Genomic DNA, 14,616 nt, shown 5'->3' on the forward strand with positions numbered 1-14,616 from the left:
GATGCGCCACCTGCCCGCGCCGGGCCAGCGCCCACTGGTCATGCGTGGCCTTGGTGATACTGCCCGCCCAACGCGCCGACGACCGCCCCGTCAGCCCCCGCTTGCGCACCGCCCACCCCGCCGCATCATGCGCCAGACCCTGACGAGACCGCTCCGCGAGATCACCAGCAGCCAGCGAACCCAGAAACATCCCGACCTCGGCCAGCACCGCCGCATCCGCCACCGACACCCGCAACCGGTCCCGGACCGCCACCCCGGCGGGACCAGGCACCACGAACGATGCCGCCAACTCCCGCAGCCCACCCACCCGTTCCCCCTCCCCACCTGCCGAAGATCCCCAACACGACAGTCAACGAGCAACCCCTGCAAAGGTCACCCATTCGACCCAAGAACCCCAGTTCCCCTCCCGAAGAACGAAGGACGGAACACACCCCAGGACAGAGAAGCCCCGGCGCACAGCGGAACAACCGCATCCAGCCCCGGCGCTCACTCACGCTCCTGCTCAGTACACCGGCAGCAGTTCCAACCCCGTACAGCAGCGGTCCTACGCTGAGCACCAGAATCGGGATCAGTGCGGGCAGCACCAGGAACCAGCCACCCCGGTCGACGGGACGCCGGTCCCCGCCACCTGCGGCGCGCTGCGCAGGGCGCCTCGTCGCGGTGGCCAATGCCATGCAATCGGCTCCTTCGGGCGGTCTCGTACAGGCTCGTACGGGTCTGGGCATGGTCGTCCGGCGGCCTCCGTCATGGTCGTGAAGGTGGCGTACGGCGTCAAGGCATCGCGCACAGGGTTGCGACCTGTGCGAATGCGACACTGACCGACGGATGGCGTGAACGCGACGGCGTACACGAGGGCTGCGCGAGGACCGCACAAGAACACGGAGGCGAAGGATGGACGAGGCACGGGCGCGGGACGTACTGGCCGCGGCGGATGTGCTGCCGGGCCCGGCGCGGGACGCGACGCTCCTCGCCCTGGGCGAGAACGCGGTGTTCGCCGCCGGTGACCTGGTGGTCAAGGTGGGCCGCGACGCCGAACTCCTCGATCGCGCCCGGCGGGAACTGGACATCGCGGCCTGGCTCGCCGATGCGGGCGTCCCCGCGGTGCGAGCGGCCGAGTCAAAGGCGCTGCTGGTGGACGGGCACCCTGTGACGGTGTGGCACCGGCTGCCCGATCCCCTGCGCCCCGCCGAGCCGCGCGATTTGGCCGAACTGCTCCGGGTGGTGCACGCACTGCCCTCCCCTCCCTTCCCGTTGCCGCCCCGCGAACTGCTGGGCGGTGTGGAGCGCTGGCTGCGCCTGGCGGGCGACGCGATCGACCCGGCGGACGCGGCGTATCTGCGGACGCGCCGCGACGGCTTCGCGGCCGCCGCGGCGGCGCTCACCCCGCAGCTGCCGCCGGGCCCGATCCACGGCGACGCGCTGCCCCGCAATGTCCATGTCGGCCCCGCCGGCCCGGTCCTGGTCGACCTGGAGACCTTCTCCGCCGACCTGCGCGAGCACGACCTGGTGGTCATGGCCCTCTCCCGCGACCGGTACGGCCTTCCCGCCGAGGCGTACGACTCGTTCACCCACACCTACGGCTGGGATGTGCGCGAGTGGGAGGGCTGTTCGGTGCTCCGGGGTGCGCGCGAGACCGCCAGCTGTGCCTGGGTCGCCCAGCACGCACCGACCAACCCCAAGGCCCTGGCCGAGTTCGAGCGGCGGGTGGCGTCGCTGCGGGACGGGGACGAGACGGTGCGCTGGTACCCGTTCTGAGGCTTCTGGCGCCTCCTGACACCCTCTGACGGCTGGCGACGACTCGGCCGGCGACGGTCGGGGCCGATCAGACCCGTTCGTCCGCCAGGTCCCGCAGCGGCCATGTCCCGTCGATCACCGCGTCCGCGTTCCCCTTGCGGCGCAGGAAGCTCTGGAAGTCGGCCGCCCACTCGGCGTACCACTCGATCTGGCGGCGGTGCAGCTCCGCCGGGCCGAGGGCGGCGACCTTCGGATGGCGGTCGGCTATCGCGCAGGCGAGCCGGGCCGCGGCGAGGGCGTCGGCCGAGGCGTCGTGGGCGGAGTCCAGCGCCACCCCGTACTCCGTGCAGACCGCTTCGAGATTGCGCTTGCCCCGGCGGTAGCGGTCGACGGAGCGGTCGATGGTGTACGGGTCGATGACCGGGGCGGGGTCGATTCCGCCCAGCCGCTCCCGCAGCGACGGCAGTCCGTACCGCCGCAGTTCGGCGGAGAGCAGGGTCAGGTCGAAGGTCGCGTTGTACGCGACGACCGGTACGCCCGACTGCCAGGCCGAGACGAGGGCGCGCGCGATCACGTCGGCGACCTGGTCGGCCGGTCTGCCCTCGGCCGCGGCCCGCTCATTGGTGATGCCGTGGACCGCGACCGCGTCCGCCGGAATCTCCACGCCCGGATCCGCCAGCCACTCGCGGTGACCCATCGGCTCTCCGGCCTTGACCTCGATCACGGCGCCCGTGACGATGCGCGCCTCGCGCGGATCCGTCCCGGTCGTCTCCAGGTCGAAGCCGATCAGCAGCTCCCGGTGCCAACCCATGGGTGGCCCCCCTTCTTCGTGGTGCTTTCCCCCAGTGGTTTCCACGATCCCATGAGCCACTGACAATGCGAGGACCGCGCTCCGCTTCCCGCCGTCGGAGCGTTTCAGGACACCGGGCGCGAATCCGCCCAGGCCACCTCAAACTCCTCGCGATATGTCGGGAAGAGCCCCTCTTCACCCACTTCATCCGGTTTGACCACGCGGCCGCCGCCGCGCAGCACCAGCACCGGCGCCTCCATCCCTCGCGTGCGGCGCAGATACGACTGCACGACCGCGATGCCGTCCGAGCCGTCCCCGTCGACGAGATACGCCGTGAAACGCGGCGTCTCGTCGTAGACCTGGATCTCGAACGCGCCCGGGTCACGCAGTCGAGCGCGCACCCGTCGCATGTGCAGGATGTTCATCTCGACGGAGCGGCTCAACTCGCCCTTTTTGATCCCGAGTTCACGCTCACGCCGCTTCACCGCGCTGGACGCGGGGTTCAGGAACAGCAGCCGCACCCGGCAGCCGGACTCGGCGAGCCGCACCAGTCGCCGCCCGGAGAAGTTCTGCACGAGCAGATTCAGGCCGATGCCGATGGCGTCGAGGCGGCGGGCGCCGCCGAAGAGGTCCTCGGCGGGGAACTGGCGCAGCAGCCGCACCCGGTCCGAGTGCACACCGACCACGTCGGCGTACCGGTCGCCGACCAGGTCCTCGACGGCGTCCACGGGCAGTCGGCGCGCGGACGGCGTGTCGCTGCCGGCGCCGAGTATTTCCAGCAGCTTCGCCGCGGCCCGCTCGGCCTGGCTCAGGACCGCCTCGGACAGGGCCCGGTTGCGGGACACCACGTTCCGGGTGACTTCCAGTTCGTCCAGGGCCAGTTCGACGTCCCGGCGCTCGTCGAAGTAGGGCTCGAAGCACGGCCAGTGCTGCACCATCAGCTCCCGAAGCTGCGGCAGCGTGAGGAAGCTCAGCACGTTGTCGTCGGCGGGGTCGAGCAAGTACCCCTTGCGGCGGCTGACTTCGCGTACCGCGACCGCGCGCTGCACCCACTCCTGCCCCGCGGGTCCGGCGGCGGCGACGACCCATTCGTCGCCGTGGACGGGTTCGTAGATGGGGCGGAGGACAGCGGCCACGACCGCGCGCAGCCGCTGTTCGACCAGGTTCAGCCAGATGTAGGCACGCCCGGCTCGCTGGGCGCGCGTACGCACCTCGCGCCAGGCGTCGGCGCCCCAGTCCAGCTCCGGTCCGATCGATCCCATCTCCATCGGCCGTGCCAGGGACACCGCGCCGGGTGGGACATCTGTGGAGTTCCCCTCGTGACCCTCGTCACCAGGAGGCAACTCCAGCCCTCCCGAGCCCACCCGCGCACCGCCTTCCGCTCCCCCGAGCTCTCTCCCTTAGACCGACCGGCAATGGGAGGGCGGCGTCACAGGGTCTGGCACGCACATCTGCCGCGTTGTCGTCAGTCGCGATGGCTCCGCCATCACTCCCTCCTCCGCCTTGCAGCCGCACGCACCAGACCCCGCTCCTTCCCCCACCCTCCAATTGCCGGTCGGCCTTAGTCAACGATCAAGGAAGGGTACTCCGGGAGCGGCGGGCGGTGCAGCCCGATGGACAGGTCGTTTCTCAACTACCGTTTTCCGTATGCCCGTTCTGATCGGCGAGGGCCGGCGGAGTGAGCGGATTCATAGCGGTGACGTCGCGCGGGGCGAGGGAAAAGCCCTGCCAGTGGACCGGCATGGGCTGCTGGTCCTCGTCGCGCGCGACGTGGTGGAAGCCCACATTGACCCAGGTGATGGGGTGGTTGAGCGTCTGTCCGTTGACCCACTTGTCCACGGACTTGCCGACTCCGGCACCGCAGTTGGGCAGGTTGTTGCTGGCGAACTGCTCGCACCTCTTGTACTGGGTGAAGTAGATGTCGTGCTTGGTGAAGCTGCGGCCGGGGTACTTGGTGGTGGCGCCCGGGACGATCTCGTACGAACGTTCGTGGTCGTCCTTGTTCTTACCGATGTTGCTGACGACCCGCCACCAGCGCATGTTCTTGGCGTCGCCCGCGAGTTCCTTGGTGACCTTGGTGCGGGTGGTCTTGTTGGTCGGGCCCTCATTGCCGTTGCGGGGCGGGCTGACCACGGAGTCGTACTGCTCGATCCTGTTCTTGGAGGAACCGTCGAGGCCGAAGTCGAGCCGCCAGAAGACGTTGTGGCTGTGGCTGGTGGCGTAGGCCTTCGCGCCCTTGCCGATGGGCCAGCCGCGGCCGTCGCCCGCGTCGTAGTCGTCGGGCGCGAGGCTGCCGGTGGCGCCGATGTTCATGCTGATGGTGCCGTCGTCCTGGAAGCGCCACTCGCTGATGTACTCGTACCAACCGACCTGGTTGACGGTGTAGACCAGCAGGTCCTTGCCCTGGGCCTGGTAGACCTTGGTGCCGGTGTCGGCTTGCATGCGGTAGGCGTGGCCGCGTGAGCGGGTCGTGGTGCACAGGCCGTCGACGTTCGCGCGCTGCGGGTTCCAGGCGTTGGGGATCTTCACGTTCTTGATGGTGCCGCCGGGGCATTCGCCGGGCGCCATCTTCATCAGGCCCTGGCCGAAGCCCGCACCCGTGAGGTCGTCGTACTCGGCCTTGCCGTCGTCGTAGGGGACGTGGATCTGGCCGAGCTTCGCGCTGGTGAGGACCCTGATCGGGCTGGCCTCGCCCTTGGGCTGGTACGAGATGTTCTCCAGGACGAGCCCGGCCTCGCTCTCGTAGTGCCAGCACATGCGCCAGGTGGTGCCGGTGGAGAGTTTCTGCTCGATCTGGTACGCCGCGCTGCAGTTGGCGGCCGCCGCGGGGGCGGACTTCGGCTGGGCGGCGGCCGGACCCGCGGCCGTCGTGGCGCCGACGGCCAGTGCGGCCACCGAGAGGCCCACCGCCGTCCGGCTGCGGGCACGGCTGATGCTGTTCACGCGCATGACGAAGAGACTCCTTGCGAAAGCATGAAGTAGAAGAAAGTGCTTTGGGGAAAGCGGACGGAGGCGGCGCGGCCGCCTTGGAGTACGCCGGACGCGGCTCAGCCGCCTCACGTACGCCGACCGCGGCTCAGCCGAGCGTGCCGACCTTGCGGGTGCTCAGGTCGATCACCAGTTCGCGGCTGTCGATCCAGGGCCCGTTCTTGACCTTCGGGAACAGTCGCAGGCAGCGGTGCTCGCCGCACTTCGCGAGGGTGTCGGGCAGGCCGCCCGAGGTCACCCGGTAGACCATGCTGTTCAGCGTCAACTGGTCGGGCGAGGTGAGTTCCTTGCTGGTGGCGTCCTTGTAGTCGGCCCGCAGGCCCGCGCCGAGCGGGTCGGCGATCAGCAGCTTCGCGGCCTCGACCATCTCGTCCCGGCTGATCGGGGGCTGCACCCCCTGCTGGGTGTCCGTCCGCTCGACCTTCCCGGTGTCGAGGTTGACGGTCTTCGTGACGAGCGTGTCGTCCCGGTAGTCGTAGAACGTGACGTCCGCGCGGCGCGGCGCGTCCGGGTCGCCGAGTTCGTTCTCCTCCGGTTCGGCGAGGTCCACGCCGATGCGCTGCGGGCCGCGATCGCCCTCGACGTCCTCGCTGGAGCTGAACAACTGCCGGTTCAGCGCGATCTGTTCGACCCGCTTCGTCTCGTCGTCGGTCAGCGGGTCGCGGCCCTTGCCCTTGTCGCCCTCGGCCGGAGCCTGCTCGACGACGCCCGGCTGCGCCGCCTCCTGGCCCTGCTGCCCCGTCTGCTGCCCCGTCTGCTGCGAGGTCCCACCGCCGGCCTGGCTCCCGCCCGAGTCGTCGGCCCCCGCCGAACTCGGCAGGGTCACGCCGACCATCACGGCTGTCCCGGCCACCGCGATGGCCGCACCCGCCACCACCTTGCCCAGATGGCGGTGCACTATCGTGCGCACATTTCCCCCTACTCCCCTTCTTATGTCTCCAGGAGTTGTTTGATCCCCACTGGTTCGGCATACGGCGTATGCCTGGTCAGCGGTTAAGAGGGAGGCAAGTCGTAGGAGGTTCCCTCACTTTCGGGGAGACTCGGTTCGGAGTCGCCCCCAGAGGCGTGGCACTACTGGAAGAGTCATATCCATGCAGGTCTGGCCTGGAGAGGCATATCCACTCGGTGCCACCTACGACGGCGCCGGTACCAATTTCGCGGTCTTCTCGGAGGCCGCCGACCGTATTGAGCTGTGTCTTTTGCACGACGACGGCTCGGAGACGGCAGTGGAGCTGCGTGAGAGCGACGCGTTCGTGCGGCACGCCTATCTGCCGGGGATCATGCCCGGACAGCGGTACGGCTTCCGGGTGCACGGGCCGTACGCGCCCGAGCGCGGACAGCGCGTCAATTCCGCGAAACTGCTCCTTGATCCGTACGCGCGTGCGATCAGTGGCTCGGTGAAGTGGGGCGAGGAGGTGTACAGCTACCCCTTCGGGTCGCCCGACAAGCGCAATGACCTGGACTCGGCGCCGCACACCATGACGTCCGTCGTGGTCAACCCGTACTTCGACTGGGGCGACGACCGACGCCCCCGCACCGAGTACCACCACACGGTCATCTACGAGGCCCATGTGAAGGGCCTCACGATGCAGCATCCGGAGCTGCCCGAGGAACTGCGCGGCACGTACGCGGCACTCGCCCACCCGGCGATCATCGAACACCTGACGGAACTGGGCGTCACCGCACTGGAGCTGATGCCCGTACACCAGTTCGTGAACGACCATCGTCTGGTCGAAATGGGTCTCAGTAACTACTGGGGCTACAACACGATCGGCTTCTTCGCCCCGCACAACGCGTTCGCCTCCTGGGGCGACCGCGGCCAGCAGGTCCTGGAGTTCAAGTCGGCCGTCCGGGCGCTGCACGAGGCCGGGATCGAGGTCATCCTGGACGTCGTCTACAACCACACGGCCGAGGGCAACCACCTGGGCCCGACCCTGTCCTTCAGGGGCCTCGACAACGCCTCGTACTACCGCCTGGCGGACGACCCGCGCTACTACATGGACACCACGGGCACCGGCAACTCGCTGCTCATGCGCTCCCCGCACGTACTCCAGCTGATCATGGACTCACTGCGCTACTGGGTCACCGAGATGCACGTCGACGGCTTCCGCTTCGACCTCGCAGCCACCCTCGCCCGCCAGTTCCACGAGGTGGACCGGCTGTCGTCGTTCTTCGACCTGGTGCAGCAGGATCCGGTGGTCTCCCAGGTGAAGCTGATCGCCGAGCCCTGGGACGTCGGCGAGGGCGGCTACCAGGTGGGCAACTTCCCGCCGCTGTGGACCGAGTGGAACGGCAAGTACCGCGACACCGTACGGGACCTGTGGCGCGGCGAGCCGCGCACGCTCGCGGAGTTCGCGTCCCGGCTGACCGGATCCTCGGATCTCTACCAGGACGACGGCCGCCGTCCGCTGGCCTCCATCAACTTCGTGACCTGCCACGACGGATTCACTCTCAACGACCTCGTCTCGTACAACAACAAGCGCAACGACGCCAACGGCGAGGACAACCGCGACGGCGAGAGCCACAACCGGTCCTGGAACTGCGGTGTCGAGGGCGAGACCGACGACGAGACCGTGCTCGCGCTGCGAGCCCGCCAGCAGCGCAACTTCATCGCCACGCTGATGCTCTCCCAGGGCGTGCCGATGCTCAGCCACGGCGACGAGTTCGCGCGCACCCAGCACGGCAACAACAACGCGTACTGCCAGGACAGCGAACTGGCCTGGGTGCCGTGGCCCGAGGACGGCGGCGCACTGCTCGACTTCACGCGCGCGATGGTGTGGCTGCGCCGCGACCACCCGGTCTTCCGGCGCCGCCGCTTCTTCCACGGCCGTCCCGTCCAGGGCACGCACGACGAGCTGTCCGACATCGCGTGGTTCACCCCGGCGGGCAGCGAGATGACGCAGCGCGACTGGGGTTCCGTGCAGGCGCGGGCGCTGTCCGTCTTCCTCAACGGAAACGCGATCTCCGAACCGGGTCCGCGTGGGGAGCGCATCGCCGACGACTCGTTCCTGCTGATGTTCAACGCCTCGCCCAAGCCCCTGGAGTTCGTGGTGCCGGTCAACCACGGACGGCAGTGGCAGGTGGTGGTCGACACCGCTCTCCCGGACGGGGTGGTGCCGGGAACGGGCGCGAAGGTCCAGGCCGGGGACCGGCTGACACTGCTCGACCGGAGCCTGACGGTGCTGCAGCGGCCGACCTGATCGCCGAGGGCGCACGCGCGCGTGGGGTTCGTTTCCGGGTTCACGCGCGCGTGGTGGGTCTTTTCGGCGTACGGCGATGACACGAACGAGGGCGAGGCGGGTACGTAGGTTGCCATGACACCTGAGCGTCCCGAACCGGAGTGCACGGCCTCGGTGCTTCCCGCCGCGCCGACCGCCACGTACCGGCTTCAGCTGCAGCCGGAGTTCCCCTTCGCGGCCGCCGAGTCCGCCGTGCCGTACCTGGCCTCGCTCGGCGTCTCCCATCTGCACCTGTCCCCCGTCCTGGAGGCGGTCCCGGGCTCGACGCACGGCTACGACGTGGTGGACCACGCGCGCGTACGGGGCGAACTCGGCGGCGAGCAGGGGCTGCGCTCCTTGGCGCGGACCGCGCGGGCGCACGGTCTCAGTCTGGTCGTGGACATCGTGCCGAACCACATGGCCATGGCCCCGCGCCACAACCGCCCGCTGTGGGAGGTGTTGCGCGAGGGCCCCCGGTCGCCGTACGCGCGCTGGTTCGACATCGACTGGGACGCCCAGGGAGGTCAGTTGCTGCTGCCGGTGCTCGGGGGGCGGCTGGGCGCGGAGATCGATCGGCTGAAGGTGGACGGCGATGTACTGCGCTACTACGACCACGTGTTCCCGCTGCGCGAGGGCACCGAGAAGCTGCCCCTGCCACGGCTGCTGGACGCGCAGTGGTACCGCCCGGCCTGGTGGCGGCTGGCCCGCACCGAGCTGAACTACCGTCGTTTCTTCAGCATTTCGGAGCTCGTCGGGGTGCGCGTGGAGGACCCGGAGGTCTTCGCGGCGACCCACGCGAAGATCCTGGAGCTGCTCGACGACGGCGTGGTCGAGGGGCTGCGCATCGACCACCCGGACGGCCTGGCGGACCCGGACGCGTATCTGCGCCGCCTGCACGAGGCGACGGGCGGACGCTGGACGGTGGTCGAGAAGATCCTCGCGGACGACGAGCCGCTGCCCGCCGCCTGGCCTGTCGCGGGCACCACCGGCTACGACGCGCTGCGGCAGCTCGACGGCCTTTTCACGGACCCGGCGGGCGCGGGGGAACTCCTCGGCCAGTACCGGCGGTTCGCGGCCCCTCAGGCCGATCGGGGCGGCCACTGGGAGGCGACGGTGCGCCGGGCGGCGTACAAGGTGATCACGCACGAGCTGGCCACGGAGTTCGACCGCCTCACGCGCGCGGCGAGCCGTCTGTGTGCCGCCTCCCCGGACCCGGCGCTGCACGATCACGCTCCCTGGGCGCTGGGCACCGCGCTGAGGGAACTCCTCGTGCGCGTCGAGGTGTACCGGCCGTATCCCTCCATGGACGCCTCCGCGGTCGTGACCGAGGAGGCCGCCGCCGAGGCCCGGGCGGTCTTCAAGGTGCCGGACGAGGCGCACGCCGTGGACGTCGTCCGGGACCTGGTGCTCGGGCGGGCCGGTGACGGGCCCGAGCACGCGGAGTTCCGGGCCCGGTTCGCCCAGACCTCGTCCGCGCTGCGGGCGAAGTCCGTGGAGGACACGGCGTTCTACCGCTATGTGCCCCTGCTGTCGGCCAACGAGGTGGGCGGGAACCCGGGCACTCCGGCCGTGGACCCGGAGGACTTCCACGCCTACTGCGCGCGCGCGCAGCGCGACTGGCCCGCCACCGGAACGGCCCTTTCGACCCACGACACGAAACGCAGCGCCGACGTCCGCGCGGCCCTCTCGGTGCTCACCCAGTGCCCCGGGCGGTGGAGCGACGTCTTGGCCGAGGTGACCCGCGACGCGGCGACGGGCGTACCCGACCCCCAAGTGGCGTGGGCGGCGTGGCAGACGGTGTTCGGGCTGGGTCCGGCCGCGGCGGAGCGCGTCCAGAAAGCGCTGTTGAAGCACGTCCGGGAGGCCGGGCTGCACACCGCCTGGACCGAGCAGGACTCCGCGTACGAGGACGCGGTGGCGGCGTTCGTCGCGGCGGGGCCCTGCGGGCCTCCGGGGCGGCGCGTGGCCGGCTTCCGGGCCGAGCTCGCGCCGCATGTCCGGGCGAACGTCCTGGGGGCCGCTCTGGTCCATCTGACGATGCCCGGGGTGCCGGACGTCTACCAGGGCACCGAGGGGGAGTATCTGGCGCTGGTGGACCCGGACAACAGGGCGGCGTTCGCGCCGTGGTCGCAGCCCTCGGAGGAGGCCGCCGCGAAGCCTGCGAATGCCTTGGAGGAGGCCGCCGAGGTCGCCGAGAAGGTCGCGCTCACCACGGCGGCGCTCCGGTTGCGCCGGCGGCGGCCCGCCGTCTTCGGCGACTCGGCGACGTACGCGCCGCTGACGGCTCAGGGACCGGGCGCCGCGCACTGTGTGGCGTTCGTACGCTCCGGAGAGGTGATCTCGGCCGTCACACGGCTGTCGCTGCGGCTGGCGGACGCGGGCGGCTGGCGCGACACCCTTCTCCCCCTTCCCGAAGGGCGGTGGGCGGATGTGCTCGCTCCGGAGCGGGAGTTCACCGGGCACGCGCGCGTGGAGGAGCTGTTCGGGCGGTTGCCGGTGGTGCTGCTGGAGCGCGTCAGCGCAGGCGGACCAGCAGACTTTGGGGCGAGCGGCTGATCAGGCCCTTGGCGACGGGCCTGAAGCCCGGGGCCCAGCGGAGGTCCGGCAGGGCGGCGAGCAGGGCGTGCAGGCCGTGTTCCGCGGTGCGGCGGGCCAGCAGTGCGCCCGGGCAGAAGTGCCGTCCGGAGCCGTACGCGAGCTGCCCGGGGTCGGCGCGGAAGGCGTCGTAACGGTCCGGGTCGGCGAACCGGGCCGGGTCGCGGCCCGCGGCGCCCAGCAGACACGCCACGGTGGCGCCCGCGGGGATCCCGCCGACCGGTTCGACGGCCCGCCGCAGGACCACGTGCAGCGGCGGATCACGGCGCAGCGACTCGGCCCAGGCCCCGGCTGTCAGCGCGGGACGGGCCCGCACCATCCCCAACTGGCCTGGGTGGTCGAACAGGTTGGCGAGGAAGGACGCGAGAGCCTGTGCGGTCGCGTCACCGCCCGCGCCGAGGAGCGTTCCGGCCAGACCCGCCACGGTCTCGTCCGTCAGCGGGCGCCCGTCCGCCCGTGCCGTGCACAGCGCCGACAGCAGATCGGTGCCCGGGTGGGCGCGGCGGCGGGCGATGTACGGGCGCAGGAAGGCGTCGAGTTCGGGGTGGTGGCCGCCGAGGTGGTCCAGGCCCGTGCGGCACCACGCGTGCACGCGCGCGGTGTTCTCGTACGGAAGCCCCAGCGCGGCGACGGCCGCCGCCGCGGGCAGCCAGTGGCAGAACTCGGGGACGAGATCGGCCTCCTGGCGGGCGGCGAGGCGGCGGGCGAGGACGTACGCCGCCCGTTCGACCCCGGCGGTCAGCGCGGCCAGGGCGCGGCCGCGGAACGCCGGTGAGACCAGCGCCCGGTGCGCGCTGTGCGTGACGCCCTCCAGGTGGGCCAGGGTGCGTCCGGGCGGCGGGGCGACGAGCCTGGGGTCCGCGAGTGCGGCGCGTACGTCGGCGTACCGGCTGATCAGCCAGGCGCCGAACGGCTCGTCGTACACGAAGGGGAAGCTCTCCCGGAGCGTGCGGTACAGGGGGTACGGGTCGTGCTCGGTTCCGGGGGCGAGCAGGCTCGGGGGCGCGGACGAGCCCTCCGGGCGGAGGTTCCGGGGCGCGGACGAGCCCTCCTGGAGAAGGTCCCAGGACGCGGACAGGCTCTCCGGGCCCAGCCACGAAGCCGGGGGCCGACCCTCCGGCTCCGGGCTCCGGTGCGTGCGCGGGGGCGCGGACGGGCGCGGACGCGTCGGTAAGGCCACGTACGGCGGTCCGGTCGGTCCGGTCGGTCCGGTCGGTCCGGTCGGTCCGGTCGGTCCGGTCGGTGCGGTCGGTGCGGTCGGTGCCGTCGGTACGGTCGTGCGCGGCTGTTTCGTCGGTGCCGTGACCGGCGCGCCTTCGCCAGGAAGGCCGTGAGGACACAGCACCGCCGGCCTCCCACTCGGGTCTGCGCGCTGTGGACCGGCGCGCGGTTGTTCTCAGCCGAACACCTCGGGCTCCGAACCGCAGCCCGCCTACACCCGCACGGGTGACGCCGGTATCTCTCCGTACGGCAACGACATGCGCAGGAGTTCGACGAAGGCGCAGCCGGAGTCAGGCGCGGTCCGCCGGCGCGGGCGGCGCCACCGTCGGCATCGTGCGCGTCGAGGGCGTGGGTGAGTTCGGCGCGCGCCGAGGCGTCCTCCTGGCGACCGGCTCACGGCCGCGTACGCTCCCGGGGCTCATCCTGGACGGACGGCGCTCGGTGACGGGCGACGACGTCCTGGTCACGCCGGGGCTCCCGAAGTCCGTCCCGGTGGCAGTCCGCACCGGCCGGCCACTCCGCCTTGCCTGGGTCACCTCCTCGTCACCGCCGTCGACGGTCGTGGGATCGAGCGAGGCGCGGGCACGCGGGCGTGGCCACGCATCACCTCGCGCAGTCGGCCGTGGCGCCCCCTCCGGGCGATCGCACCCCCCCTGCCTGCGGCAAATGCCACCTGGCGCCCCGGGGAGCCGCCCCGCGAATTCCTTGACAGTTCCTCCAGACCGTGGAGTACTGCGGAAGGCAACGCAGGGCGGACAAGTCGGGGGTGAGTCTTCTGCCGGAGTTGCGCTACCCCAGTGTGACCGAAATCGTCTCGTCCGCCCGGGCGTTGGCGGCTCATCGTCCCGGCCTGTGCATCCTCAGAGAAATCGGTGTCTCACGCGCGGGAAGACCCCTCCACCTGCTGTCCGTGGGCCACGCGGCACGCGCGGTCCTGATCGTGGCAGGTGCTCACGCGAACGAACCGACCGGCGGCTCGACGCTGCTGTCACTGGCCGAACGTGTGCTGTACGAGGAGGAGTTGCGGGCCGATACCTCCTGGCACTTTCTGCTCTGCGCGGACCCGGACGGAGCGAGCCTCCATGTGACTCCGGCACCGCGCACCCTGCTCGACTACCACCGCGGTTTCTTCCGTCCAGCAGGACCCGAGCAGCCGGAGTGGTCGCCCTCCGTCCTGCCGCCCGACCGGCTGCCCCCCGAGACCCGCGCCCTCATCCGGGTCATCGACGAGCTGCGGCCCTATCTCCAGGTGACGCTGCACGGGACCGATCTCGGCGGCAGCTGGGTGCAGCTGACCAAGGACATCCCGGGGCTCGCGGAGCCGTTCGCCAAGTCCGCGGCGGAGTTGCACATCCCGGTGGAGACGGGCGCGTCGGACGCCGCGGGCTGGCCCGCCTCCGGGCCCGGGGTGCATGTGATGCCGGCGCCCGGCTCGGACGCGGCGTACCCGAGCATGCCCGACGACGCGCGGCACAGCACCTGGTACCACGCCCACCGTTACGGCGGCCTGACCGCCGTCGTGGAGGTGCCGATGTGGGCCAGCGACCTGGTGGACGACCCGGCACCGCATCCCGCCCCGGCGGCGGCGATGCGGCGCCTGGCGCGTCGGCTGCTGCGGGACGCGTTCCAGGTGGAGTCGGTGCTCGCGGAGGTCCTGCCGCGGCTGCCGGGCCCGGACGGGCCGCTCCTGCGCGCAGCCAAGTGGGCGCTGGATCTGGTGCCGGGCCTGGCCGACGACTGGGTCCAGGCGCCGCCTCCGGGCACGACGATGGCGCACGTCGGCAGCGTCGACGCGTTCGGGCGTCGGCTCCCGCTGCGGGCCGCCGCGATGCTGCTGCGCGTCCTTCAGGAAGCCGACGACCGGGCGGCGCCGCGCCTCGAACGTCTCGTCGCCACCTGGAGCGACGCCTTCGCCGAGCGATTCGGCGCCCGCTGGGTCCCCCTGGAGCACCAGGTCGAACACCAGTCCCGCACCGTGGTCGCGGCCGCACGACACGCGCGCGACAATGCCGCCTGACTCAGACCGACCAGCCCAATCAGCCAGATCAGCCCAACCAGTCAGATCGGCCA

The 14,616-nt window shown here is 71.2% G+C and carries 9 protein-coding genes and 2 pseudogenes; 4 read left to right on the forward strand and 7 right to left on the reverse strand.

What is annotated here, in order from left to right:
- Together AB0D57_RS39580 and AB0D57_RS39585 are read right to left on the reverse strand one after the other, a co-directional pair.
- A pseudogene (locus tag AB0D57_RS39580) lies at positions 1-307 on the reverse strand (IS200/IS605 family accessory protein TnpB-related protein); the annotation flags it as partial.
- Between the two features lie 217 nt (positions 308-524).
- Positions 525-674, reverse strand: a pseudogene (locus AB0D57_RS39585) (sugar ABC transporter permease); the annotation flags it as partial.
- Between the two features lie 217 nt (positions 675-891).
- Here AB0D57_RS39585 and AB0D57_RS39590 point away from each other — a divergent pair.
- The gene (locus AB0D57_RS39590; RefSeq protein ID WP_362085187.1) at positions 892-1,755 is read left to right on the forward strand and encodes an aminoglycoside phosphotransferase family protein; all 864 of its coding nucleotides are present in this window, start codon (positions 892-894) and stop codon (positions 1,753-1,755) included.
- A 67-nt stretch (positions 1,756-1,822) separates the two neighbouring features.
- Here the strand turns inward: AB0D57_RS39590 and AB0D57_RS39595 are convergent, their stop codons facing one another.
- From AB0D57_RS39595 to AB0D57_RS39610, 4 genes are all read right to left on the reverse strand, one after another.
- Entirely contained in the window at positions 1,823-2,545 is a 723-nt protein-coding gene (locus AB0D57_RS39595; RefSeq protein ID WP_362085191.1) for a 3'-5' exonuclease, read from the reverse strand.
- A 104-nt stretch (positions 2,546-2,649) separates the two neighbouring features.
- A complete protein-coding gene (locus tag AB0D57_RS39600) occupies positions 2,650-3,888 on the reverse strand; it encodes an SAV2148 family HEPN domain-containing protein (protein WP_362085194.1) in 1,239 nt (412 codons plus the stop codon).
- A gap of 265 nt (positions 3,889-4,153) precedes the next feature.
- Entirely contained in the window at positions 4,154-5,473 is a 1,320-nt protein-coding gene (locus AB0D57_RS39605; RefSeq protein WP_362085197.1) for a copper amine oxidase, read from the reverse strand.
- Between the two features lie 127 nt (positions 5,474-5,600).
- Positions 5,601-6,422, reverse strand: coding sequence for a Tat pathway signal sequence domain protein (locus tag AB0D57_RS39610; protein ID WP_362085200.1), 822 nt, complete (start codon positions 6,420-6,422; stop codon positions 5,601-5,603).
- A gap of 181 nt (positions 6,423-6,603) precedes the next feature.
- Here AB0D57_RS39610 and glgX point away from each other — a divergent pair, with 181 nt between their 5' ends.
- A complete protein-coding gene (gene glgX / locus AB0D57_RS39615; RefSeq protein ID WP_362085203.1) occupies positions 6,604-8,712 on the forward strand; it encodes a glycogen debranching protein GlgX in 2,109 nt (702 codons plus the stop codon).
- Positions 8,713-8,826: 114 nt separating this feature from the next.
- Entirely contained in the window at positions 8,827-11,286 is a 2,460-nt protein-coding gene (gene treY / locus AB0D57_RS39620; protein ID WP_362085206.1) for a malto-oligosyltrehalose synthase, read from the forward strand.
- Here treY and AB0D57_RS39625 read toward each other — a convergent pair.
- Entirely contained in the window at positions 11,246-12,505 is a 1,260-nt protein-coding gene (locus tag AB0D57_RS39625) for a cytochrome P450 (protein WP_362085209.1), read from the reverse strand. The genes treY and AB0D57_RS39625 overlap by 41 nt on opposite strands.
- An 807-nt stretch (positions 12,506-13,312) precedes the next feature.
- Here AB0D57_RS39625 and AB0D57_RS39630 point away from each other — a divergent pair.
- Positions 13,313-14,563, forward strand: a complete 1,251-nt coding sequence (locus tag AB0D57_RS39630; RefSeq protein ID WP_362085212.1) for a M14 family zinc carboxypeptidase — start codon at positions 13,313-13,315, stop codon at positions 14,561-14,563.
- Positions 14,564-14,616 lie beyond the last annotated feature (53 nt).

It is taken from the genome of Streptomyces sp. NPDC048275 (assembly GCF_040652275.1).
Classification (GTDB): Bacteria; Actinomycetota; Actinomycetes; order Streptomycetales; family Streptomycetaceae; genus Streptomyces.

Coding starts and splice junctions, on each gene's coding strand:
- treY (WP_362085206.1), top strand. CDS start 8,827: ATGACACCTGAGCGTCCCGAACCGGAGTGCACGGCCTCGGTGCTTCCC.
- AB0D57_RS39590 (WP_362085187.1), top strand. CDS start 892: ATGGACGAGGCACGGGCGCGGGACGTACTGGCCGCGGCGGATGTGCTG.
- AB0D57_RS39595 (WP_362085191.1), bottom strand. CDS start 2,545: ATGGGTTGGCACCGGGAGCTGCTGATCGGCTTCGACCTGGAGACGACC.
- glgX (WP_362085203.1), top strand. CDS start 6,604: ATGCAGGTCTGGCCTGGAGAGGCATATCCACTCGGTGCCACCTACGAC.
- AB0D57_RS39605 (WP_362085197.1), bottom strand. CDS start 5,473: ATGCGCGTGAACAGCATCAGCCGTGCCCGCAGCCGGACGGCGGTGGGC.